Here is a 20,452-nt window from a genome sequence, read left to right as displayed (position 1 = left end):
AATACATGATTATTTAGACTATTTTATTCTATATGTCGAATTAATGTGCATCTGCTCATTTAATAGTATTGTTTTTTTTTCAGAGCTTGCTAATATACGCATCACAAGACGCGGCGGGGTGGCAGAGTGGTCATGCAGCGGACTGCAACTCCGTGGACGCCGGTTCGATTCCGACCTCCGCCTCCAATCTTGTAAAACTATGCCCGAGTGGTGAAATCGGTAGACACAGGGGATTTAAAATCCCCCGCCCTCAAAGCGTGCCAGTTCGAGTCTGGCCTCGGGCACCATTTTAAAATAGATTAAAATGGTGCAAATAAAGAACCCAGCATTAAGCTGGTTTTTTTATGCCTAAATTTTAGGTTTTCCCCTCTTTATTCAATATTCAATGATGCCTCTATGAACCCTAAACAAGCGCTTCTTGATTTGCAGCAATTGCAACAACAATACCCTGCTGCATTTAAAAGAAATATTTTGTTTTATGGTTTTATTCAAAGCAAAGGCATGCTGGATGATTGGAAAGAAATGATTCCATGGGTCTTGGCCTGCCTGATTTTTATTCCTATTTCAATCAGTCTGGCGCACGGGATTCAAAACTTTGTAACGCAGTACGATGCCTTTCAAGCCAAGGCATTGGCGATTTTAGCCATCATGTTAGGTTTTATGCTGCTTCTACCTTATGTGTTGTATCAAATTAAACACAGTTCGGCATCGTGGTATCAACTACAGCAACATGCCACCATAAAAATAGCAGTATTGATTCTGCTACAAGCGGTAAATTTCGCCTATTTTCAGAGTGCAATTCTGCAAGGGATTTTATTCTTTTTCTGCATCAGTTTTGGTTTTGTACGTTTCTATAAAGAGAATATGTTCCGTGACCACATAAGCCTTGAACAAAAATATTGCTTAACGCAATTTCGCCGTGCTGCGTATTGGTCATATCGTCAAGCTGCTAAAATTCAATATCGGATGTATTTTTCCAATAAAAATAGCCCTCGTTTTGCCCAATTGAATCAGCAATATCAACATGCAATTCAGTTACATCAACAACTGATGCAGGTTGAACACAATTTATGTAAAAGCATTAAATACATAGATTTAGACAGTTATATTCAAGATAAACTCGATTAAAAACCTCCGCTTAATCATCAAAAAAAACCGAGCAACTTAGACTCGGTTTTCTGTAAATATCACACCAATTTTAAGCAGTTTTAGCGACATCAATGATTGGTTTTAAGTCTACACCATACTTCTGTTGATGACCACGCGTATCATCGAGTTTGTATTCACGTGCCTTAACCGTATCTATAAACTTCCAATCTGCAACCACTTGCGCACGATCAAAAGTCACCGTTAAATAACCACGTTGATTTAAGTTGCAATAATCCAGTTCATCAATCAGTTCTTGAAAGGCATATTCCAACGCTGCCATTTCGTCTGCAGGCACATTTAAGTAATACTCAATTCCGGGCGATGATACCGAGCTGGTCGCGAATTCCAACCCAACCTTATGATTTGTTTCATGTGTATGCAAGGTTGCAGCCCAAGCATTGTGAGTATCACCTGCCAACACCACTGCTTTTTTCCCAAGTTGCTGCAATGTCCCATACACAACTTCTCGCTCGTAGGCATAACCATCCCAAGCATCGAGGTTATAAGGTGCAACCGCATACAAACGTGCCTTATCTACTGCTGTCAAAGTTGGATCATTCGCTTTTAAACGCAATTTCAGCGTGACCAATTCTGTAATTTTCTGCTTCATTTGTGCAAGTGTTTCAGGTTGCTGATCACCATTGGTGATTTTCGCTAAAGGCAATAACAGTTCTTGTGGAATCAGCATTTTCGCCATCAACACTTGTTGAGCCAAAACATTCCAAGTAGCCTTAGACTGCCCCAACTGCTTTTGCAACCATTCTCGTTGAACTCCACCCATCAATGTGCGTTGATCACTAAATAAATCTGCCTGAAATTTAGCAGCATCAATACCTTCTGCCGTCATATAGTTAGCATAATCTAATTGCTTATGACGCGCCAAAATACGCGTATCCAGCATCATCAAATTCACCAAACCACCAAAATCAAACTGGCGATAAATATTCAAATGATCATTTTCTGCAACTGGACGAATTGGCATCCACTCGAAATAAGCCTGTAATGCCGCAATTTTACGTTCTATAAAGCTGCCTTCACCTTCTTGATGATTATCTGCACCCGCTTCCCAAGTATCATTACTGAGTTCATGGTCATCCCAAATGACAATAAATGGATGGCGTTGGTGAGCAGTCTGCAAATCAGCATCGGTACGATATAAAGCATAACGTTTACGATAATCATCTAACTTGATAATTTCTTTATCATTGTCTGCAGCAAAGGTACGTCCTAACTGTTTTGCATCGTCAGTCGCGTAGCCACCTTGTCCATATTCATAAATATAATCACCCAAGTGAATAATCACATCCAGATTGTTTTCCTGTGCCATTTCTTTATACACATGAAAATAACCTGCGGGATAGTTCGAGCAAGAACAGACCGCAAATTTCACTTGATCGCTGCGTTGTGGCAAGGTTTTGGTCTGTCCTATAGCAGAAACCGTATTACCAAAGCGGAAACGGTAATAATATTTAGTCCCTGCCTGTAAACGATCTGCGTCCACTTTAACAGTAAAATCTTGCGCTGCGCTGGTTTGTACTTTGCCAGTATTTACCAATTGCTTAAACGCCTCATCGCTGGCAATTTCCCAAACCACTTCAATGCATGCTGCCATGTCACTTGGCGTTGCACGTGTCCATAAAATGATACGATCATGCAGCGGATCACCACTGGCGACACCATGCAAAAACTGCACCTTTAATGCATTTTCTGCTGTATTTTCATTGTCATCACCACATGCAGTTAATGCGACTGGCAATGACAACGCCCCAAAACCAGCCAAACTTTTTTGAATCAGCTCTCGGCGAGTTAAGCGAATGTTCATGAATATTCCTTTTATTTTTCTTGAGCGCTCAACATAGAAATTTATGATTTCGCTTTGATCTCAAATTCATGAAATATTGATGACAAACAGCAGAAATATACTGCAAACCGAACTTTTTTCAAGCTAATAAGTTGAATTGATTGAAAAGAAAGCAATTGTAAATAAATTTACTTGCCAAGATTTATTTCGTCCTCTATTATTGCGCACATGCCCGAGTGGTGAAATCGGTAGACACAGGGGATTTAAAATCCCCCGCCCTCAAAGCGTGCCAGTTCGAGTCTGGCCTCGGGCACCATTTTAATGAATCAAATCATTCAAATGGTGCAAATAAAGAACTCCAGCATTAAGCTGGTTTTTTATGCCTAAAAAATATAATATTGAAAACGATAACACTTATGTGCCGATGATTTGAAATGTCTCTACAACGCTTTATCTTCTCTTTCAAATGGGTGATCTGTTTATGCTGCTTGCTCAGTTTTGCAAGCCATGCACAAAATCCCAGCCTTGAGTCAGCAACCGAATCCGTAAACCCAATTGAAACTGATGCAGAATTTTATGATGTTTTTGCAGGAACAGTGCAATATAAAAATCAAGAATTACAATTACGTCGTTGCAGCTTAGGCAACAATTTATATTTATTAAATTTCCAAAATCCTGAAGATAAAAAGCAACTCAAAACTTTGCTGCAACAAAATACAAAGTTTTGGGTCAATTTAATTGCACAGCCGAATGAACATAATGGGCTATATACGTTGAATGTTCGGGAAATTGCAGAACTACATACACAGCAAAGTTGCCATTTGGATGATGTTTTAGATGATTTATTGAATCACCCATAAATTAAAGCTGAAAGAGAGTGACCTATCACCACTCTCTCGTTGCAATCAACTCTTCCGTTTCAATCTCGAAATAACCTTGATCTTGCAACACCATCATCATCGCCTCAGCAATATAATCTGCTGCGGTATCGTCCAAATCTGAATCCAAATCTTCAAATTGTGGTTTCATTTTATTAATGGCTTGCACGGTCTGATCAGCAAAATGATAAATATCCGTTTCAGATAAATTGGATTTAGACACGTGTTTTGCAAACTGTTGAATCAGTTGTTTTAACTCAGCAACTAAAATATCAGGATAAAACTCATCATCAAACATCGGGAGAAGTAAATCTGCAAACATACAAGCACTCAAAAATACAGAGATTCAAGCGTGCCTATATAGCATAAGCAGGGCTTTAATTCTAGCTTCGCCCCAATTTGCATATTGCGATTAATTTGCCAACTGCATTGCTTGCCAGACTTTAATGGCGTCAGACATGGCTTTCACATCATGCGCACGCACCATACAAGCACCTTGCTGAATACTGAGTAAATGTGCCGCTACAGAACCAACTGCACGCTGTGTTGGCTCTGCCCCACCCAAAGCTTCACCAATAAAGCGTTTACGAGACAATGCCGATAAAATTGGATACCCCATACCATTAAGTTGATGCAACTCATTTAACAATTTCAGATTCTGTTGTGCATTTTTCGCAAAACCAAAACCCGGATCAATCATGATATTTTCAGGCTTGACCCCTACCGCCAAAGCATCAGCGACACGTTGCTGCAATTCTGCAATCACATCTGCAGTGACATCATCATATTGATCTAAATTGTTCATGGTGGTCGGTTCACCACGCATGTGCATAATAATCACGGGGATATTTAACTCAGCAGCTGTTTGCAACGCATTTGGACGGGTCAGCGCACGTACATCATTCCAGATATGCGCCCCCGCAGCTACGGCAGCACGAATCACTTCAGGCTGTGACGTATCAATCGAAAGCACTACATCATAAGTAGATAAGGCTTCCGCCACAGGAACCACACGACGAATTTCTTCTTCTACACTCACAGGACTAGCTCCCGGACGTGTAGACTCTCCGCCAATATCAATCACGGTTGCACCTTCGGCTATCATTTCCAAAGCACGCGCCACAGCAGCATCTTTTTCATTATGTCGCCCACCATCACTAAACGAGTCTGGTGTCACATTTAGAATTCCCATCACATGCGGCTGAGATAAATCTAAACGCAAACGTCCACATTGCAATACACGTTTGGGTAATGGCATTAGCTGCATGCTGGTCTTCCTTTCAATTTGAAAAGCTTATTTTAACAAGGCTAATTTTAAAGATGTGGAATTCTTTTCGATGAGCGTCAACAGACCCTAATATTCCGGTCACAACTGCACATAAACCACACGAATAAAAAAAGAGCCTTTATACAAAGACTCTTTTTTAACATCATGTGAGCTGATTAGCTCGCTGGTAATGGTGGCGGTGTGCTTGGACCATCGGTTGGTGTTACATCAATCACAGGATTGTCTGCAATATACACCTTCGGTGGCTGTGGCTCACGACCTTCCATAATGTCACGGATTTGGTCACGATCAATGGTTTCCCATTCCAACAATGCTTTTACCATTGCGTGGGCAATGTCTTGGTTATTTTCCAAAATATCGCGGGCAACTTTATATTGCTCATCAATAATACGACGAACTTCAGCATCCACTTGTTGCTGGGTGGCTTCAGAAATGGTACGGCTGCCTAAACTACCCATGAATGATTGTTGTGTATCGTCTTCATAGACCATTACGCCTAACTTGTCAGACATACCGTATTTGGTCACCATCGCACGTGCTAATTTAGTCGCACGCTCAAAGTCATTCGATGCACCTGTCGACATTTGATTAATAAAGACTTCTTCTGCAATACGACCACCAAACAAGATAGACAAGTCGTTCAGCATTTTGTCTTTATAATGGCTAGTTTGGTCATGTTCAGGCAATTGCCATGTCACACCCAATGCCCAGCCACGTGGCATAATCGTTACTTTATGCACAGGGTCTGTACCCGGCAGCATTTCAGCAACAATCGCATGACCTGCTTCATGATAAGCCGTTGCACGACGTTCTTCTTCACGCAGCACCATCGACTTACGTTCAGGGCCCATATACAACTTATCTTTAGCATCTTCAAAGTCGTGCATATCCACCGTATTTTTATTACGACGGGCAGCAAACAATGCAGCTTCATTCACAAGGTTTGCCAATTGCGCACCAGAGAAGCCTGGTGTACCACGTGCCAAGACTTTGACATCTACACCTGTAACTGAAGGCAGTTTTTTCAAGTGAACATTCAGAATTTGCTCACGACCTTTAATGTCTGGCAAGCCAACCATGACTTGACGGTCAAAACGACCTGGACGCAATAAAGCTTTATCCAGTACATCGGCACGGTTTGTCGCAGCGATAACAATAATGCCTTCATTGCCTTCAAAACCATCCATTTCAACAAGCATTTGGTTAAGTGTTTGCTCACGTTCATCGTGACCACCACCTGTACCTGAACCACGGTGACGACCTACCGCATCAATCTCATCAATAAAGATGATACACGGTGCATGACGTTTAGCTTGCTCGAACATATCACGGACACGAGAAGCACCCACACCCACGAACATTTCAACGAAGTCAGAACCAGAAATGCTAAAGAATGGCACTTTGGCTTCGCCAGCAATGGCTTTGGCCAATAAGGTTTTACCTGTACCCGGTGGACCCACCATCAACACACCTTTAGGAATAGTTGCACCTAAACGCTTGAATTTAGCAGGGTCTTTTAAGAAATCTACAATTTCAACCACTTCTTGTTTTGCTTCGTCACAACCTGCAACATCGGCAAATGTGACTTTAATTTGGTCTTCAGACAACATTTTGGCTTTAGATTTACCAAAGCTCATCGGGCCGTTTTTACCACCTGCACCGCCACCCATGTTGCGCATAAAGAACATGAATAACAAAATGATTAAAAGTACAGGGAAACTTGCGATCAATAGTTGCATTAACAAACCTTGACGTTGAGGTGCAGTACCTTCAACAACAACGTTGTTTTTAATCAGATTCGGCATCAGTTCAGGGTCTTGAACTGCTGGACGAATGCTTTCAAAGGACGAGCCGTTGACTTTTTCGCCACTAATTCTTTCGCCATCAATTGTGACTTGCTTAATTTGACCAGCATTCACCGCTGTAACAAACTCTGAGTAGTTCATTGCAGTTGGCTTTTCACTGTTATTGATGTTGCTGAAAATTAGAATCAGCACACCAAGTATAATCAGCCACAATACGGCATTCTTGAAGAGATCGCTCAAAGCTTTATTCCCATATCAATCTAATTTGATCATGCCCGTTACTGGGTGACCTTTCATTCAAAAAGCTGAAGATCAGCTAGACAATTCGTTAAAAACGTACAAAATGCACAATTTTTAACGGCTTGGCAAGTAAACTTTATTTAGACGCCTTTTTACGTCCTTGTCCAATAAGGAATACTTCTTTGGAACGCGCCCGTGAAGCAGCGGGTTTTGCTGTCTTTAGAACATCAAAACTGTCCACCACCTGTTTACGAAATTCGTCAAACCCCGAACCTTGGAACACTTTAACCACAAACTGGCCATTGGGTCCCAATACACGGTTGGCAAAATCGAGCGCCAACTCGCATAAGTAAATTTGACGCGGTTGATCTACAGCTTTATTACCTGATGTATTGGGGGCCATATCAGAAATTACAACGTCTACCGTGCGTCCGTTTAAAATATTTAACAATTTTTCGAACACTTCCTCTTCACGGAAGTCACCTTGTAAAAAGGTCACATCTGGTAGTGCGTCCATTTCCAAAATATCGGAAGCAATCACCAAGCCTTTGTCGCCCACAAGTTGCCCTGCAATTTGTGACCAACTGCCAGGAGCAGCACCTAAGTCCACCACAGTCATGCCGGGTTTGATCAGTTTATATTTTTCTTGAATCTCAAGTAGTTTGTATGCAGCACGTGCACGATACCCTTCTTTTTGTGCTCGTTTCACAAAGGGATCATCTAAGTGCTCTCTCATCCACGCACGACTACTTTTGGATAACTTTTGGTTGGTAATGCGTGTTGCCATAACTCTCTTAATAATGAATAGACATCTAAATTGCGATTGTACGTGAAAATTCACCCGCTTGCAGTAGACATCTGTATCTAAATGCCAAGAACTGACCTATTTTTTCTATTAAATCCATCGCTTATTTCTGTACTGAGGCTTAAAAAAGTCACTTTGACTGTTACAGAGAAATATCACCAAGTATTCAGTTTCAATATTTCTACATGGCAGTAAGATCACAGATTATTTGCATAGAATTTACAGCGTTTCAAACTGGCTTTTGTTATACTAAGCCGTTTTTAAAATTAGGTTATCTTTATGGCGGCTCTATCTATTCAGGAACGCAAGCGTTTACGTCAAATTGGTCATGCACTCAACCCTGTAGTGATGATTGGCGGGCAAGGTTTGACTGAAAATGTGATTGAAGAAACCAACCGTGCTTTAAACGATCACGAATTGATTAAAGTCAAAATTGGCGGTGAAGACCGTGAAGTACGTGCAGCTGTGATTACTGAAATTGCTGCAGCAACTGGTTCTGAAGTTGTACAAAGCATTGGTAAAATTGTCTTGCTCTATAAAAAAGCAGCCAAACAAAATGCTAAATTATCTAATTTAGTTCGCCACGCTCACTTGTCTAACTAATCTCCCTCAATGGCAAGTTACGAACTCAGTGCATTTAACCGTCAATTTCAGGCCATTTCTTTGGTCGGTGCAATTGAACAACAAAGCCCATTTACGTTAAATGTTGGCTTTTGGCTGCGCGATCCAAATCAGTGGGTCGAATGGCCTGCTTTGGTGGCGTCACATCCACGTCAGGATTTTTTGTGGGAACACACCTGCTTTGAAATGTTCATTGGCGTTCAGGGCGAAGATTTTTATCGTGAAATCAATTTATCCCCTTCTCAAGCTTGGCAAGCCTACGCCTTTGAAGAATATCGTTATCCTGAGCAAATGCCGCCCGTGGCTGCGTACGATATTGAACTGAATCAGCTGAAACGCACCCATTATGGTTTGAATGTGAGTCTGGATTTAACCGAATTTATGCTGAAACATAAACTGAAATGGACAGATTTGTTTATAGGTCTAACGGCTGTGCTCAAAACCAGTCAGGGCGAACAGTTTTATGCCATGCAACACAGCAGTCCTGCAGCCGATTTTCATAATAAACGAGATTGGTTACATCAATTCTAATCTTGACTAGTTTCAAAATGCATAATTGGATTTTCATTTTGTACTTGAGCAGAAATTTGAATAAAAAAAGTGAGGCCGAACCTCACTTTTTTATGGCTGATTAGGCTATAAGTCTTACTTGTTTAAGCTTGATCAGTCTCGTCATTCGTTTCTGTTTTTTGTGGATTAACTTTTTTCCACGCTTCCAAAGTGTGTTCTTTAGAACGCTGAAACGTTTCAACCAATTGGTCTTTATGTTTCACTGAAATGCTGCTGACATCTTCTTTCAACTCTTTACCCAGTTTAGAAAGATCATCAATAATTGCGCTAAATTCAGTTTTCACAAAGTCTTTTAATTCACCCAAATCTTTAGGTGAACTGCCAAATTGTGCTTTTAAAGCTTCAATTCTTTGCAACACATCTTGCTTTAACTGACCCAATTGCTCTTGCACGCTGGCATTGAGTTGTTTCGCTTCGGCTTGAAGTTTTTCTTGCGTTTCCGCAACCACATCAAGCACCTGTTCTTTGGCATCATGAGTGACTTTTTCAAGCTTTTCAGCACCCTCATGCACCGCATCTTTGATTGCTTTATTGTCAGCTACTGATTTTTCTTGTTCAGTCATTTTGCTTCACCCAAGGTCGTTGTTGTTTATATTTTCAGCATAAGTGAATTTGCTCGAATATGGGTTTTGTATTGTTAGACAATCGTAGATTACTTACATTTTACTACATTGCTAAAACATAAATCGGCTAAAAAAAGCAAGCCCTTTATCTTACATATTCATCAGAAACTGAATGGACTTTTGGTGAGCTCATGCGTATAATGCAATGTTAAGTTCAAGCGAGCAGACATAGGAGGGTAGGTTTAAACATTGACCTTCCTTTTTTTTCGTCTACTCGCTTTTTTACAGCCCTATTTTTGTGGTTTTAGTTCAGGAGCTTTGGTTTGAGCACCCCCGCCATTTTAGCCCTTGCCGACGGTACAATCTTTAAAGGTACGTCTATCGGTGCAACGGGAAGTACGACTGGTGAAGTCGTTTTTAACACTGCCATGACTGGCTATCAAGAAATTTTGACCGACCCGAGTTATGCACAGCAACTTGTGACTTTAACTTACCCGCACATTGGGAACACAGGTTGTAATGATGAAGATGTCGAGTCTGGTCGTATTCATAAAGTATGGGCAAACGGTTTAATTATCCGTGATTTGCCTTTACTACACAGTAACTTCCGTTCTAATCAATCTTTAGCGGAATATTTGCAAGCACACAACGTGGTTGCGATTGCAGATATTGATACCCGTAAATTGACCCGTATTTTACGTGCCAAAGGTGCGCAAAACGGCTGTATTCTTGCTGGTGAAAATATCACTGAAGAAGAAGCAATTGCTAAAGCACGTGCATTTGGCGGCTTAAACGGCTTAGATCTTGCAAAAGTATGTTGTGATCCTGAAGGTTTTGAATGGACTGAAGGTTCATGGGAACTTGGCAAAGGCTTTACTCAACCTGAACTTAAATATCATGTGGTTGCATACGATTACGGTGTCAAAACCAACATCCTGCGTATGCTGGCAGACCGCGGTTGTAAACTGACCGTTGTTCCTGCACAAACCCCTGCTGAAAAAGTCCTTGCATTAAACCCAGATGGCATTTTCTTGTCAAATGGCCCTGGCGATCCTGCTGCATGTGACTACGCAATTGAAGCTGTAAAAACAATTGTAGAAACCACGAATACTCCTGTATTTGGTATCTGTTTAGGTCACCAAATTCTTGCACTTGCATCAGGTGCAAAAACAATGAAAATGCCGCACGGTCACCACGGCGCAAACCATCCTGTACAGAACTTAGAAACTGGTACAGTGATGATTACTTCTCAGAACCACGGCTTCGCGGTAGATGAAAGCACCTTACCAAGCAATGTATGTTCAACGCATCGTTCATTGTTCGATGGCACAAACCAAGGTATTCATCGTACAGACAAGCCTGCATTTAGCTTCCAAGGTCACCCAGAAGCAAGTTCAGGTCCACATGACTGCGCACTCTTGTTCGATCATTTCATCGAACTTATTGAAGCCGCTAAGAAGTAATTAAGGAGCGAAATAATGCCTAAACGTACGGATATTAAAAGCATCTTAATTATTGGTGCTGGTCCTATTGTTATTGGTCAGGCTTGTGAGTTTGACTATTCTGGTGCTCAAGCATGTAAAGCGCTGCGTGAAGAAGGTTACCGCGTTATTTTGGTAAACTCGAACCCTGCGACCATCATGACTGACCCTGCAATGGCAGATGCAACTTACATCGAACCAATCACTTGGCAAACTGTTGCAGCAATCATTGAAAAAGAACGTCCAGATGCAGTACTACCGACCATGGGTGGTCAAACTGCACTGAACTGTGCGCTTGCACTAGATGCCAACGGTATTTTAGAAAAATACAATGTTGAATTGATTGGTGCGACCAAAGACGCTATTGAAAAAGCTGAAGACCGCAAATTATTTGACCAAGCTATGCGCAAAATTGGTCTTGAATGTCCAAAAGCGGCAATTGCTGAATCTATGGAAGAAGCGCTGGAAATTCAATCTCGCTTCGGCTTCCCTGTAATTATTCGTCCATCATTCACCATGGGTGGTTCTGGTGGCGGTATTGCATACAACAAAGAAGAATTCCTAGAAATCTGTGAACGAGGTTTCGATCTTTCCCCAACCAAACAATTATTGATTGATGAATCATTGATTGGCTGGAAAGAATACGAAATGGAAGTTGTTCGTGACAAAAACGACAACTGTATTATCGTATGTTCAATTGAAAACTTTGACCCAATGGGCGTGCACACTGGTGACTCAATCACCGTTGCTCCTGCGCAAACTTTGACGGACAAAGAATACCAATTGATGCGTAATGCATCTTTAGCGGTACTTCGTGAAATTGGTGTAGAAACAGGTGGTTCTAACGTTCAGTTCGGTATTTGCCCGAATACTGGTCGTATGGTTGTGATTGAGATGAACCCACGTGTATCTCGTTCATCTGCACTTGCATCTAAAGCCACTGGTTTCCCAATTGCAAAAGTTGCAGCGAAATTGGCTGTGGGTTATACCCTTGATGAACTGAAAAATGACATCACAGGCGGTACCACTCCTGCGGCATTTGAACCATCAATTGACTACGTTGTCACTAAAGTTCCACGTTTCAACTTTGAAAAGTTCCCGCAAGCAGACGCGACTTTAACCACACAGATGAAATCTGTAGGTGAAGTCATGGCAATTGGCCGTAATTTCCAAGAGTCTGTAAATAAAGCGCTTCGTGGTTTAGAAACTGGTGCGTGTGGTTTTGACGAACAAATTGAAGTGGGTGCTGAAGGCGCACGCGACAAAATTTTAGTTGAATTAAAAGTTCCAGGCCCTGAGCGTATTTGGTACGTGGCTGACGCATTCCGTCATGGCTTTAGCTTGGACGAAGTTTTTGAAGCGACCAAAATTGACCGTTGGTTCTTAATTCAAATTCAAGACATCGTGAACACTGAAAATGAAATCAAAACTTTAGGTTTTGGTGATCTAAACGCTGACAACATCCGTTCGTTCAAACGTAAAGGTTTATCTGACCTACGTATTGCGAACTTGATGGGTATTTCACAAAAGCAATTCCGTAAACACCGTTGGAACTTGGGCGTAACCCCAGTTTATAAACGTGTAGATACCTGTGCTGCAGAGTTTGAATCTGACACAGCATATATGTATTCAACTTACGATGAAGAGTGTGAGTCGAATCCTTCAGCGAAAGACAAGATCATGGTGATTGGCGGTGGTCCAAACCGTATCGGTCAAGGTATCGAATTCGATTACTGCTGTGTACACGCTGCGCTTGCAATGCGTGAAGATGGTTATGAGACCATCATGGTGAACTGTAACCCTGAAACAGTATCTACCGATTATGACACTTCAGACCGTTTGTACTTTGAACCAATTACTTTGGAAGATGTGCTTGAAATCGTACGTACTGAAAAGCCAAAAGGCATTATCGTACAGTACGGTGGTCAAACTCCATTGAAATTGGCACGCGCTTTAGAAGAAGCAGGTGCGCCAATTATTGGTACATCACCAGATGCGATTGACCGTGCAGAAGACCGTGAGCGTTTCCAGCAAATGATTCAACGTCTGCAATTGCGTCAGCCTAACAACAGCATTGTAAAATCTGCTGAAGAAGGTATCGCAGAAGCAGCGAAAGTGGGTTACCCGCTCGTTGTTCGTCCATCTTATGTATTGGGTGGTCGTGCAATGGAAATCGTGTATAACGAAGAAGAATTGAAACGCTACTTGCGTGATGCAGTTCAAGCATCTAACGATGCACCTGTACTGTTAGACCGTTTCTTGGATGATGCGATTGAAGTTGACGTAGACTGCGTATCTGACGGTAAAGATGTGGTGATTGGCGGTATTATGCAGCACATCGAACAAGCAGGTATTCACTCTGGCGACTCAGCATGTTCAATTCCACCTTATTCATTGTCAGATGAAGTACAGGACGAAATGCGTCGTCAAACTGTTGCAATGGCAAAAGAGTTGGGCGTTATTGGTCTAATGAACGTACAGTTTGCAGTGAAAGGCAATGACGTTTATATCTTGGAAGTGAACCCACGTGCATCACGTACTGTTCCGTTCGTTTCTAAGTGTATTGGCGAATCATTGGCTAAAGTTGCAGCACGTTGTATGGCAGGTCAATCTTTAGAAGCACAAGGCTTTACTAAAGAAATTATTCCGCAACACTTCTCTGTGAAAGAAGCTGTGTTCCCATTCAACAAGTTCCCTGGTGTAGACCCTGTGCTTGGGCCTGAGATGAAATCTACAGGTGAAGTGATGGGTGTGGGCAAAACTTTTGGTGAAGCATTCTATAAAGCTGTGTTAGGCTCGAATGATCGCTTACCAGGAATCCCAACTGAAGGCGAAGTAAAACATGCATTCTTATCTGTACGTGAGTCAGATAAACCGCATGTGGCGCGTATTGCAAAACAATTGGCTGATTTTGGCTTCAAACTTGTTGCAACGGGTGGTACGCATAAAGTCATCACCGATGCAGGTATTGAGTGTGAACGTGTGAATAAAGTGACTGAAGGTCGCCCACACATTGTAGACCGCTTGAAAAATGGTGAGATTCACCTCATCATCAATACTTCTGAAGGCAAACAAGCTCAGCAGGATTCATTCTCAATCCGTCGTTCTGCATTGCAAGGTAAAGTGTATTACACCACGACCTTGAATGGCGCAGATGCTGTATGCCAAGCCTTAGCGATTAAATTACCAATGGATGTATATCGCCTGCAAGATCTTACTGTAGGTTAATACATTTCAATAAAGTCCCGTCACCTTTCGGGTGGCGGGCTTTTTTCATTTATAGACTTCAATATTTTTAAAGAGGGACAACATGCAACGTTATCCTATGACGCCTGAAGGTAAACACGCTTTAGAGCAAGAATTACAACAACTTAAATCGGTTGAACGTCCACGTATTACTGCAGCGATTGCAGAAGCGCGTGAACATGGCGATTTAAAAGAAAATGCTGAATACCATGCCGCACGTGAACAGCAAGGTTTCTGCGAAGGTCGTATCCAAGATATCGAAGGTAAATTAGGCGCTTGCCAAGTAATTGATGTTAAAGAATTGGAACAAAACGGACGTGTGGTTTTTGGTGTGACTGTGACCATTGAAAACCTAGACACCGAAGAGCAAAAAACCTACAAAATTGTAGGTGATGATGAAGCTGATTTTAAAATCAATAAAATTTCAGTGAATTCGCCTATTGCACGCGGTTTGTTGGGCAAAAATGAAGGCGATGAAGCCAAAATTGTCACTCCGCAAGGCGAAGTGGAATATGAAATTGTAAATGTAGAATATCTTTAAGTTTTAATAAAGATGACTACACGCGATGCCCCTCTTTGAGGGGTTTTTTATTGCCTATAAATCATACAGCCGAGCTTATAGATTATACTGCGATAAAAATAGAGGAAAATAAGATGGAAAATCGCATCATTCATGCATTTGTTTATGCGCTTTCTGGGGCTGTGTTAGGACTGATTTTAATTCCAGTCTGGGGACTCTTTATCAATACACAAACCAGTCCTGTCAGTATCGTATTGGCATCATCACTCTTTTTTGCTATTTGGGGATTCTTATTTCCAAACAGTGTTAAAAATGTTTTTATGTATTTGTGGAATTTTTTAAGATAGATACTTTAAGCTTTCAAATCACTAAAGTGTAGTGGTCAACTAATATTTTGAATATTCCCTCTCCTTCTAGGAAAGGGCTAGGGAGAGGTTCAAAATTTCAGATATAATCCCCTCATCTCTCCACACGAAAAAACCATGTCCGAAACGCTGATTAATTCCCCTGTTAAACACTGGTGCGAATTTGAGTTCATCTCCAAAACTGTGAAAAACCCCAACATCCACATCAAAGGCAATTACTCTTATTATTCAGCCTATTGGGATCAGGGTTTTGAACGTTGTGTGGTGCGTTATTTACATGACAAACCTGCAACAGCAGACAAGCCAATTGATCAATTACATATTGGCAATTTTGTCTGTTTTGGTGCGGAATGCGTGATTATGATGGGTGGCAATCAATTGCATCGCAGTGACTGGGTTTCGGCTTTTCCGTTTGATACTCGCAGTTTTGTTGCGGCAGGTGATACCACAATTGGCGATGGCTGCTGGATTGGCAGTCGCGCCATGATTATGCAAGGTGTTGAACTAGGCGAAGGTGCAATTGTGGCGACAGGTGCAGTGGTTACGCAAGATGTACCGCCTTACGCTATTGTGGCAGGTGTGCCTGCCAAAGTAATTAAATACCGCTTTAGTGAAACAGAGATTGCTCAACTTTTGGCGCTAAAACTGTATGATTTTGATGAAAAATATTTACTGAAAATCCGCGAACAATTGCAGAGTAATGATGTCAATCAACTGATCGATTTTTTGACAAACACGCAAACAAAAAATGACTAAAACTTTAGTTGAATTGAAAGCACAGCTTCATAATTTCATGCTAAATTAAGGTGAAATAAGGACTTACAGCACTCAATTATCTTTATGAAATTACTGGGTTTTATTCTATATGAATTCAGCGTAAGATAAGACAGGACTCAGAGCGAATATTTTATTAAAGTATTGAAATTACAATAAGGAGAAACACTCATGGCTTACCAAAACATCCTCGTACCAGTGGACGGTTCTGAAACTTCTTTTGCCGCTGTTGCAAAAGCTGCTGAACTTGCAAAAGCATTTGGTAGTAAAATCACTGTGGTACAAGTACTTACACTTGACCCGTATATTGCTGCAGAATACATCACTGCAAACCAAACCAATGACTTGATTGAACGCGCTCGCGCTTCTATCGTAAAAACTTTAGAAGAAGCAAAGCAAAAATTCACTGAACAAGGTGTTGAAGCTGAAACTAAACTACTTGAAGGTCAAGTAATTGCACGCGAAATTACCAATGCTGCAAAAGACTTAAATGCTGACCTTATCGTGATTGGTTCACATGGCCGCACTGGCTTGAAAAAATTATTCTTAGGTAGCGTTGCGCAAAGCATCCTAAGTGAAGGTACAACACCTGTATTGGTTGTACGTCAATAAGATTGCGTGTTCCTCATTTCTACGGAAGTGAGGAACTTCCCCTCTCATTTAGATTTCTTTGTTTGTTCTAAAATTTTTATTTGCAGCACTCTATTCAGCAAATTTTCTCAGTATCACCATATCTCAATATTAAACGCTCGATTTAGCAGCTCAGTTTAATTCTGCCATTGGTATTGTTTTAAATTCACCTTTTCTGCAATTACCACAATCCCTTCTTCCTGTAATTTTAAAGTTTGTATATTTTCTCCTTGGGCGTTTAGTTTGCTTAGGCTAATTTTTCCTTGCGCATTAATCACCCGATGCCACGGCACAGTATGTTCTGCCGATAAATGCCTGAGGACATAACCGACCAAACGTGCATGTTTGGGCAGACCCGCTAGGCGTGCCACTTGCCCATAGGTCGCAACCTGACCTGCTGGAATCAAACACACCACGTTCAAAATCATGTGTGCTAATTCATCACTCGGTTTACGGCTTAACGTTGTTTGCATCTATCCACTCGCATTCATTTAGCCTATAAAAAAGGAGCGACTGGCAGCACTCCTTTTGTTTATAAAACTTGATTTTTAAGTCAGTTAAATTGCGGCATTGAATGTATCACAATCACTGATCAAGCCTGATTTTAAGCCAGTCTGGAACCATTGTACGCGCTGTGCACTGGTACCATGCGTAAAGCTATCAGGCACGACTTGCCCACGTGCACGTTTTTGTAAATAGTCATCGCCAATTTTATGTGCCGCATCCATTGCTTCTTCAATATCACCTTGTTCGAGGAATTGAGTACGTTGATGGTTATGATGCGCCCACACTCCCGATAAACAGTCCGCTTGTAATTCCTGACGTACCGAAAGCTGATTACCCTGTACTTCGCTGACTTGCTGACGTGCTTTATGCACTTGTTCTGAAATCCCTAAAATGGTCTGAATATGATGCCCAACTTCATGCGCCACCACATAGGCTTGAGCAAAATCGCCCGCCTGATCATTTCGGCTTAATTCAGTCTGATTTTGTTCACCACCAATGCCCATTTGCTGACGCATGGCTTGGAAGAATGAAGTATCAATATATACTTTTTGATCGGCAGGACAATAAAATGGCCCCATTGCCGATTGTGCCGTACCACAGCCAGAATTGACCACACCTGTAAATAACACCAGTTTAGGTGGTATATATTGGCTATTTAACTGCTGCTGAAACACTTGTGACCACGTATCTTCTGTATCGGCCAAAACAGTGCCCACAAACTCCATCGCCTCTTGTTGTTCAGGAGTTGGATTATCTAAACCTTTAGTTTCAGCACTTTGCGCATGTGAGGTGACTTGCTTGGTCGCTTGATAAGCCGATTGCGGATCGATGCCAAAGAACTTCCATGCAACAAAGGCCACCACTAAGCCCAAAATACTGATACCGCCCGCTTTTGCTCCACCGCCACCACGGCGGTCTTCTACATTCGTGCTAACTCGACGACCTTTCCAACGCATTATTCTTATCCTTCTCTTAAACTCTGATAATAGATTAAGCCGATTTAGACTTTGACCACACTTTTTGAACAAGTGCGACCACAATCACCACCAAGATGCCTGCCAAAATACCCACGACAAGGTTCATCAACATTGGCGTGACTGAACCTACAATACTGCCCATCGTTGGAATGTCTTGTACATACTCTACCGTATCTTCTGTGAAATGGTGCACAAAAGGAATAGCATGATTGATAATTCCTCCACCAACCAAGAACATCGCTGCAGTACCCACCACAGATAAAGTCTTCATTAAAATTGGAGCAAATGCCAGTAAACCACTCCCAATACGTTGTTTAAAATTGGCAGCTTGTTCTGTGAGGTATAAACCAATGTCATCAATTTTGACAATTAACGCAACGAACCCATAGACACCCACCGTCATGGCAATCGCAATTAAACTTAATACTGTCACTTTGGTTAGAAAGCCTGCCGCAGCCACAGTCCCCAAAGAAATCACCACAATTTCCGCCGATAAAATAAAGTCAGTACGCACAGCACCTTTAATTTTTTCGGTTTCATAAGCCGCAAGGTCTTGCTCAGTTTGAATTAGCTCAAGTTGCGCTTCTTTAGCCGTTTGGGCTTTTTTGTGTTGTAAGGTGTGCATGATTTTTTCCACACCTTCATAACTTAAAAATAGACCACCAACCACCAATAAAGGATTGATTAACCACGGCGCAACGACACTAATTAATAACGCGAGCGGTACTAAAATTAGCTTATTGATGAATGAACCTTTAGCCACACGCCATACCACAGGCAACTCACGCTCTGCAGGTACACCACTGACTTGCTGCGCATTCAACGCCAAATCATCGCCCAAAACCCCTGCGGTTTTTTTTGCAGCCATTTTGCTCATAACTGCCACATCATCTAAAACTGTTGCAATGTCATCTAATAAAAGTAATAAGCTGCTCGCCATTGCGTTGTTATCCTTATATGATTTTCAAGTTATTTTAAAACTGAATTTATATAGGGTCTGTATTTACTTCATTAATTTTTACAGCAAAATTTTTTACAGCAAATTCTATTCAACTCACTTAAGGAAGTGACATTGAAAAATGTTATGCCTTACAATGTAGCAATTCATCGGTACATAGATGTCGTAGATACGACTTGGAATAAAAAATGAGTAATCAAGATAATCGTCCTGTGATTTTGACAGGCGATCGTCCAACTGGACAACTACATTTAGGTCACTTTGTGGGTTCTTTACGTTCACGTGTAGGTTTACAAGACTCACATCATCAACACCTGTTACTTGCCGATGCTCAAGCCTTAACTGACAATGCCGATAACTTTGAAAAAGTCCGTCGTAATATTATTGAGGTAGCAACCGATTATTTAGCGGTGGGGATTGATCCAACAAAAACCACCATTTGCGTGCAATCTTGCCTGCCTGCATTAAACGAACTCACCATGTTGTATTTAAACTTCGTGACTGTGGCACGTTTGGAGCGTAACCCAACCATTAAATCTGAAATTCAGATGCGTGGTTTTGAGCGTGATATTCCTGCAGGTTTCCTGTGCTACCCTGTAGCTCAAGCAGCCGATATTACTGCATTTAAAGCAACGGTCGTTCCTGTAGGTGAAGACCAAATTCCAATGATTGAACAGACCAATGAAATTGTGCGTCGGGTGAATCGTCAAATTGGTCATGACTTGCTACCTGAATGTCAGGCATTGTTGTCAAATGTCGGACGTTTACCTGGTTTTGATGGTAAAGCGAAAATGTCAAAATCACTGGGCAATACCATTGTGTTAGATGCCACAGACAAAGACATTAAAAAAGCTGTCAATGCAATGTACACCGACCCAAATCACCTGCGTATCGAAGACCCAGGTCAGGTTGAAGGCAACGTAGTATTTACTTATTTAGATGCCTTCGATACCAACAAAGAAGAACTTGAAGAACTGAAAGCGCATTATCGTCGTGGTGGTTTGGGCGATGGTACGGTGAAAAAGCGTTTGGAAGGCATTCTAAAAGAATTGATTGGGCCGATCCGTGAACGTCGTATCGAACTTGCTAAAGATCCTGACTACATTATGGATATTTTGAAAACAGGCACCGACAAATGCCGTGATATTACCCAGCAAACTTTAGATGAAGTGAAAGCTGGCTTGGGTGTATTCCGCTTCTAAGCATTTTGTAGATACAAATATTTTAAAGTCTCTTATTCACATGAATAAGAGACTTTTTATTTGAGTGAAAAA

20 protein-coding genes and 3 tRNA genes are annotated in these 20,452 nt (G+C 41.5%); 14 read left to right on the top strand and 9 right to left on the bottom strand.

All coding sequences use genetic code 11. From position 1 onward, the window contains the following. Positions 1–112: 112 nt before the first annotated feature. From FTV28_RS00890 to FTV28_RS00880, 3 genes are all read left to right on the top strand, one after another. A tRNA-Cys gene (locus FTV28_RS00890) sits at positions 113–186 on the top strand. A gap of 15 nt (positions 187–201) precedes the next feature. After that, positions 202–287 (top strand) — tRNA-Leu (locus tag FTV28_RS00885). A 109-nt stretch (positions 288–396) separates the two neighbouring features. After that, positions 397–1,128, top strand: coding sequence for a hypothetical protein (locus FTV28_RS00880; RefSeq protein ID WP_179988554.1), 732 nt, complete (start codon positions 397–399; stop codon positions 1,126–1,128). A 70-nt stretch (positions 1,129–1,198) separates the two neighbouring features. Here the strand turns inward: FTV28_RS00880 and FTV28_RS00875 are convergent, their stop codons facing one another. Further along, the gene (locus tag FTV28_RS00875; RefSeq protein WP_179989250.1) at positions 1,199–2,971 is read right to left on the bottom strand and encodes an alkaline phosphatase; all 1,773 of its coding nucleotides are present in this window, start codon (positions 2,969–2,971) and stop codon (positions 1,199–1,201) included. A gap of 209 nt (positions 2,972–3,180) precedes the next feature. Between FTV28_RS00875 and FTV28_RS00870 the strand changes: the two genes are divergently transcribed. Both FTV28_RS00870 and FTV28_RS00865 read left to right on the top strand, forming a co-directional pair. Beyond that, a tRNA-Leu gene (locus FTV28_RS00870) sits at positions 3,181–3,266 on the top strand. A 118-nt stretch (positions 3,267–3,384) separates the two neighbouring features. Beyond that, positions 3,385–3,810: a hypothetical protein gene (locus FTV28_RS00865; RefSeq protein WP_179989249.1), complete on the top strand. Its 426-nt coding sequence runs from the start codon at positions 3,385–3,387 to the stop codon at positions 3,808–3,810. A gap of 25 nt (positions 3,811–3,835) precedes the next feature. Here FTV28_RS00865 and FTV28_RS00860 read toward each other — a convergent pair whose 3' ends face one another. The 4 genes from FTV28_RS00860 to rlmE all read right to left on the bottom strand — a co-directional run bounded on the left by FTV28_RS00860 (position 3,836) and on the right by rlmE (position 7,948). Beyond that, on the bottom strand, positions 3,836–4,150 hold the full coding sequence (locus tag FTV28_RS00860; protein ID WP_096900998.1) for a DUF5713 family protein: 315 nt from the start codon (positions 4,148–4,150) through the stop codon (positions 3,836–3,838). A 90-nt stretch (positions 4,151–4,240) separates the two neighbouring features. Next, positions 4,241–5,095, bottom strand: a complete 855-nt coding sequence (gene folP / locus FTV28_RS00855; RefSeq protein ID WP_096900999.1) for a dihydropteroate synthase — start codon at positions 5,093–5,095, stop codon at positions 4,241–4,243. Between the two features lie 176 nt (positions 5,096–5,271). Continuing rightward, positions 5,272–7,161 carry an ATP-dependent zinc metalloprotease FtsH gene (gene ftsH, locus FTV28_RS00850; protein ID WP_004972155.1) on the bottom strand — a complete coding sequence of 630 codons (1,890 nt, stop codon included), beginning with the start codon at positions 7,159–7,161 and terminating at the stop codon, positions 5,272–5,274. A 136-nt stretch (positions 7,162–7,297) separates the two neighbouring features. After that, positions 7,298–7,948 carry a 23S rRNA (uridine(2552)-2'-O)-methyltransferase RlmE gene (gene rlmE, locus FTV28_RS00845; RefSeq protein ID WP_168418844.1) on the bottom strand — a complete coding sequence of 217 codons (651 nt, stop codon included), beginning with the start codon at positions 7,946–7,948 and terminating at the stop codon, positions 7,298–7,300. 297 nt (positions 7,949–8,245) lie between these two features. Here rlmE and yhbY point away from each other — a divergent pair, with 297 nt between their 5' ends. Further along, complete coding sequence (gene yhbY, locus FTV28_RS00840) at positions 8,246–8,569, top strand: ribosome assembly RNA-binding protein YhbY (RefSeq protein ID WP_168418845.1); 324 nt, start codon at positions 8,246–8,248, stop codon at positions 8,567–8,569. A gap of 9 nt (positions 8,570–8,578) precedes the next feature. Next, positions 8,579–9,118 (top strand): DOMON-like domain-containing protein, encoded by a 540-nt coding sequence (locus FTV28_RS00835; protein ID WP_179989248.1) that lies wholly within the window; start codon positions 8,579–8,581, stop codon positions 9,116–9,118. 122 nt (positions 9,119–9,240) lie between these two features. On the opposite strand, the gene FTV28_RS00830 is transcribed toward FTV28_RS00835, so the two are convergent. Further along, positions 9,241–9,720 (bottom strand): hypothetical protein, encoded by a 480-nt coding sequence (locus FTV28_RS00830; protein WP_179989247.1) that lies wholly within the window; start codon positions 9,718–9,720, stop codon positions 9,241–9,243. Between the two features lie 323 nt (positions 9,721–10,043). Here FTV28_RS00830 and carA point away from each other — a divergent pair, with 323 nt between their 5' ends. From carA to FTV28_RS00800, 6 genes are all read left to right on the top strand, one after another. Next, positions 10,044–11,183 carry a glutamine-hydrolyzing carbamoyl-phosphate synthase small subunit gene (carA, locus tag FTV28_RS00825; protein WP_179989246.1) on the top strand — a complete coding sequence of 380 codons (1,140 nt, stop codon included), beginning with the start codon at positions 10,044–10,046 and terminating at the stop codon, positions 11,181–11,183. Positions 11,184–11,198: 15 nt separating this feature from the next. Continuing rightward, positions 11,199–14,429, top strand: a complete 3,231-nt coding sequence (carB, locus tag FTV28_RS00820; RefSeq protein WP_179989245.1) for a carbamoyl-phosphate synthase large subunit — start codon at positions 11,199–11,201, stop codon at positions 14,427–14,429. Positions 14,430–14,511: 82 nt separating this feature from the next. Continuing rightward, the gene (greA, locus tag FTV28_RS00815; RefSeq protein WP_004972169.1) at positions 14,512–14,988 is read left to right on the top strand and encodes a transcription elongation factor GreA; all 477 of its coding nucleotides are present in this window, start codon (positions 14,512–14,514) and stop codon (positions 14,986–14,988) included. Between the two features lie 113 nt (positions 14,989–15,101). Then, complete coding sequence (locus tag FTV28_RS00810) at positions 15,102–15,314, top strand: hypothetical protein (protein ID WP_004972171.1); 213 nt, start codon at positions 15,102–15,104, stop codon at positions 15,312–15,314. 135 nt (positions 15,315–15,449) lie between these two features. Next, positions 15,450–16,088 (top strand): CatB-related O-acetyltransferase, encoded by a 639-nt coding sequence (locus tag FTV28_RS00805; protein ID WP_096901002.1) that lies wholly within the window; start codon positions 15,450–15,452, stop codon positions 16,086–16,088. A 189-nt stretch (positions 16,089–16,277) separates the two neighbouring features. Beyond that, positions 16,278–16,718: a universal stress protein gene (locus FTV28_RS00800; protein WP_004972175.1), complete on the top strand. Its 441-nt coding sequence runs from the start codon at positions 16,278–16,280 to the stop codon at positions 16,716–16,718. Positions 16,719–16,873: 155 nt separating this feature from the next. On the opposite strand, the gene FTV28_RS00795 is transcribed toward FTV28_RS00800, so the two are convergent. The 3 genes from FTV28_RS00795 to FTV28_RS00785 form a co-directional block, all read right to left on the bottom strand. After that, entirely contained in the window at positions 16,874–17,209 is a 336-nt protein-coding gene (locus FTV28_RS00795; RefSeq protein WP_004972177.1) for an MGMT family protein, read from the bottom strand. An 84-nt stretch (positions 17,210–17,293) separates the two neighbouring features. Continuing rightward, positions 17,294–18,199 (bottom strand): neutral zinc metallopeptidase, encoded by a 906-nt coding sequence (locus FTV28_RS00790; RefSeq protein WP_104853154.1) that lies wholly within the window; start codon positions 18,197–18,199, stop codon positions 17,294–17,296. Between the two features lie 34 nt (positions 18,200–18,233). Next, the gene (locus FTV28_RS00785) at positions 18,234–19,160 is read right to left on the bottom strand and encodes a DUF808 domain-containing protein (protein ID WP_179989244.1); all 927 of its coding nucleotides are present in this window, start codon (positions 19,158–19,160) and stop codon (positions 18,234–18,236) included. Positions 19,161–19,366: 206 nt separating this feature from the next. Between FTV28_RS00785 and trpS the strand changes: the two genes are divergently transcribed. Further along, positions 19,367–20,380: a tryptophan--tRNA ligase gene (trpS, locus tag FTV28_RS00780; protein ID WP_004972183.1), complete on the top strand. Its 1,014-nt coding sequence runs from the start codon at positions 19,367–19,369 to the stop codon at positions 20,378–20,380. Positions 20,381–20,452 lie beyond the last annotated feature (72 nt).

The organism is Acinetobacter sp. YH12252 (assembly GCF_013417365.1).
In the GTDB taxonomy this organism is placed as follows: domain Bacteria; phylum Pseudomonadota; class Gammaproteobacteria; order Pseudomonadales; family Moraxellaceae; genus Acinetobacter; species Acinetobacter towneri.
Note: the sequence above shows the minus strand (reverse complement) of the source record. Positions and strands in the feature narration are given on the sequence as shown.

Coding starts and splice junctions, on each gene's coding strand:
- greA (WP_004972169.1), top strand. CDS start 14,512: ATGCAACGTTATCCTATGACGCCTGAAGGTAAACACGCTTTAGAGCAA.
- folP (WP_096900999.1), bottom strand. CDS start 5,095: ATGCAGCTAATGCCATTACCCAAACGTGTATTGCAATGTGGACGTTTG.
- FTV28_RS00860 (WP_096900998.1), bottom strand. CDS start 4,150: ATGTTTGCAGATTTACTTCTCCCGATGTTTGATGATGAGTTTTATCCT.
- trpS (WP_004972183.1), top strand. CDS start 19,367: ATGAGTAATCAAGATAATCGTCCTGTGATTTTGACAGGCGATCGTCCA.
- FTV28_RS00835 (WP_179989248.1), top strand. CDS start 8,579: ATGGCAAGTTACGAACTCAGTGCATTTAACCGTCAATTTCAGGCCATT.
- carB (WP_179989245.1), top strand. CDS start 11,199: ATGCCTAAACGTACGGATATTAAAAGCATCTTAATTATTGGTGCTGGT.
- FTV28_RS00795 (WP_004972177.1), bottom strand. CDS start 17,209: ATGCAAACAACGTTAAGCCGTAAACCGAGTGATGAATTAGCACACATG.
- FTV28_RS00875 (WP_179989250.1), bottom strand. CDS start 2,971: ATGAACATTCGCTTAACTCGCCGAGAGCTGATTCAAAAAAGTTTGGCT.
- rlmE (WP_168418844.1), bottom strand. CDS start 7,948: ATGGCAACACGCATTACCAACCAAAAGTTATCCAAAAGTAGTCGTGCG.
- FTV28_RS00800 (WP_004972175.1), top strand. CDS start 16,278: ATGGCTTACCAAAACATCCTCGTACCAGTGGACGGTTCTGAAACTTCT.
- yhbY (WP_168418845.1), top strand. CDS start 8,246: ATGGCGGCTCTATCTATTCAGGAACGCAAGCGTTTACGTCAAATTGGT.
- FTV28_RS00785 (WP_179989244.1), bottom strand. CDS start 19,160: ATGGCGAGCAGCTTATTACTTTTATTAGATGACATTGCAACAGTTTTA.
- FTV28_RS00805 (WP_096901002.1), top strand. CDS start 15,450: ATGTCCGAAACGCTGATTAATTCCCCTGTTAAACACTGGTGCGAATTT.
- FTV28_RS00865 (WP_179989249.1), top strand. CDS start 3,385: ATGTCTCTACAACGCTTTATCTTCTCTTTCAAATGGGTGATCTGTTTA.
- FTV28_RS00880 (WP_179988554.1), top strand. CDS start 397: ATGAACCCTAAACAAGCGCTTCTTGATTTGCAGCAATTGCAACAACAA.
- FTV28_RS00830 (WP_179989247.1), bottom strand. CDS start 9,720: ATGACTGAACAAGAAAAATCAGTAGCTGACAATAAAGCAATCAAAGAT.
- FTV28_RS00810 (WP_004972171.1), top strand. CDS start 15,102: ATGGAAAATCGCATCATTCATGCATTTGTTTATGCGCTTTCTGGGGCT.
- FTV28_RS00790 (WP_104853154.1), bottom strand. CDS start 18,199: ATGCGTTGGAAAGGTCGTCGAGTTAGCACGAATGTAGAAGACCGCCGT.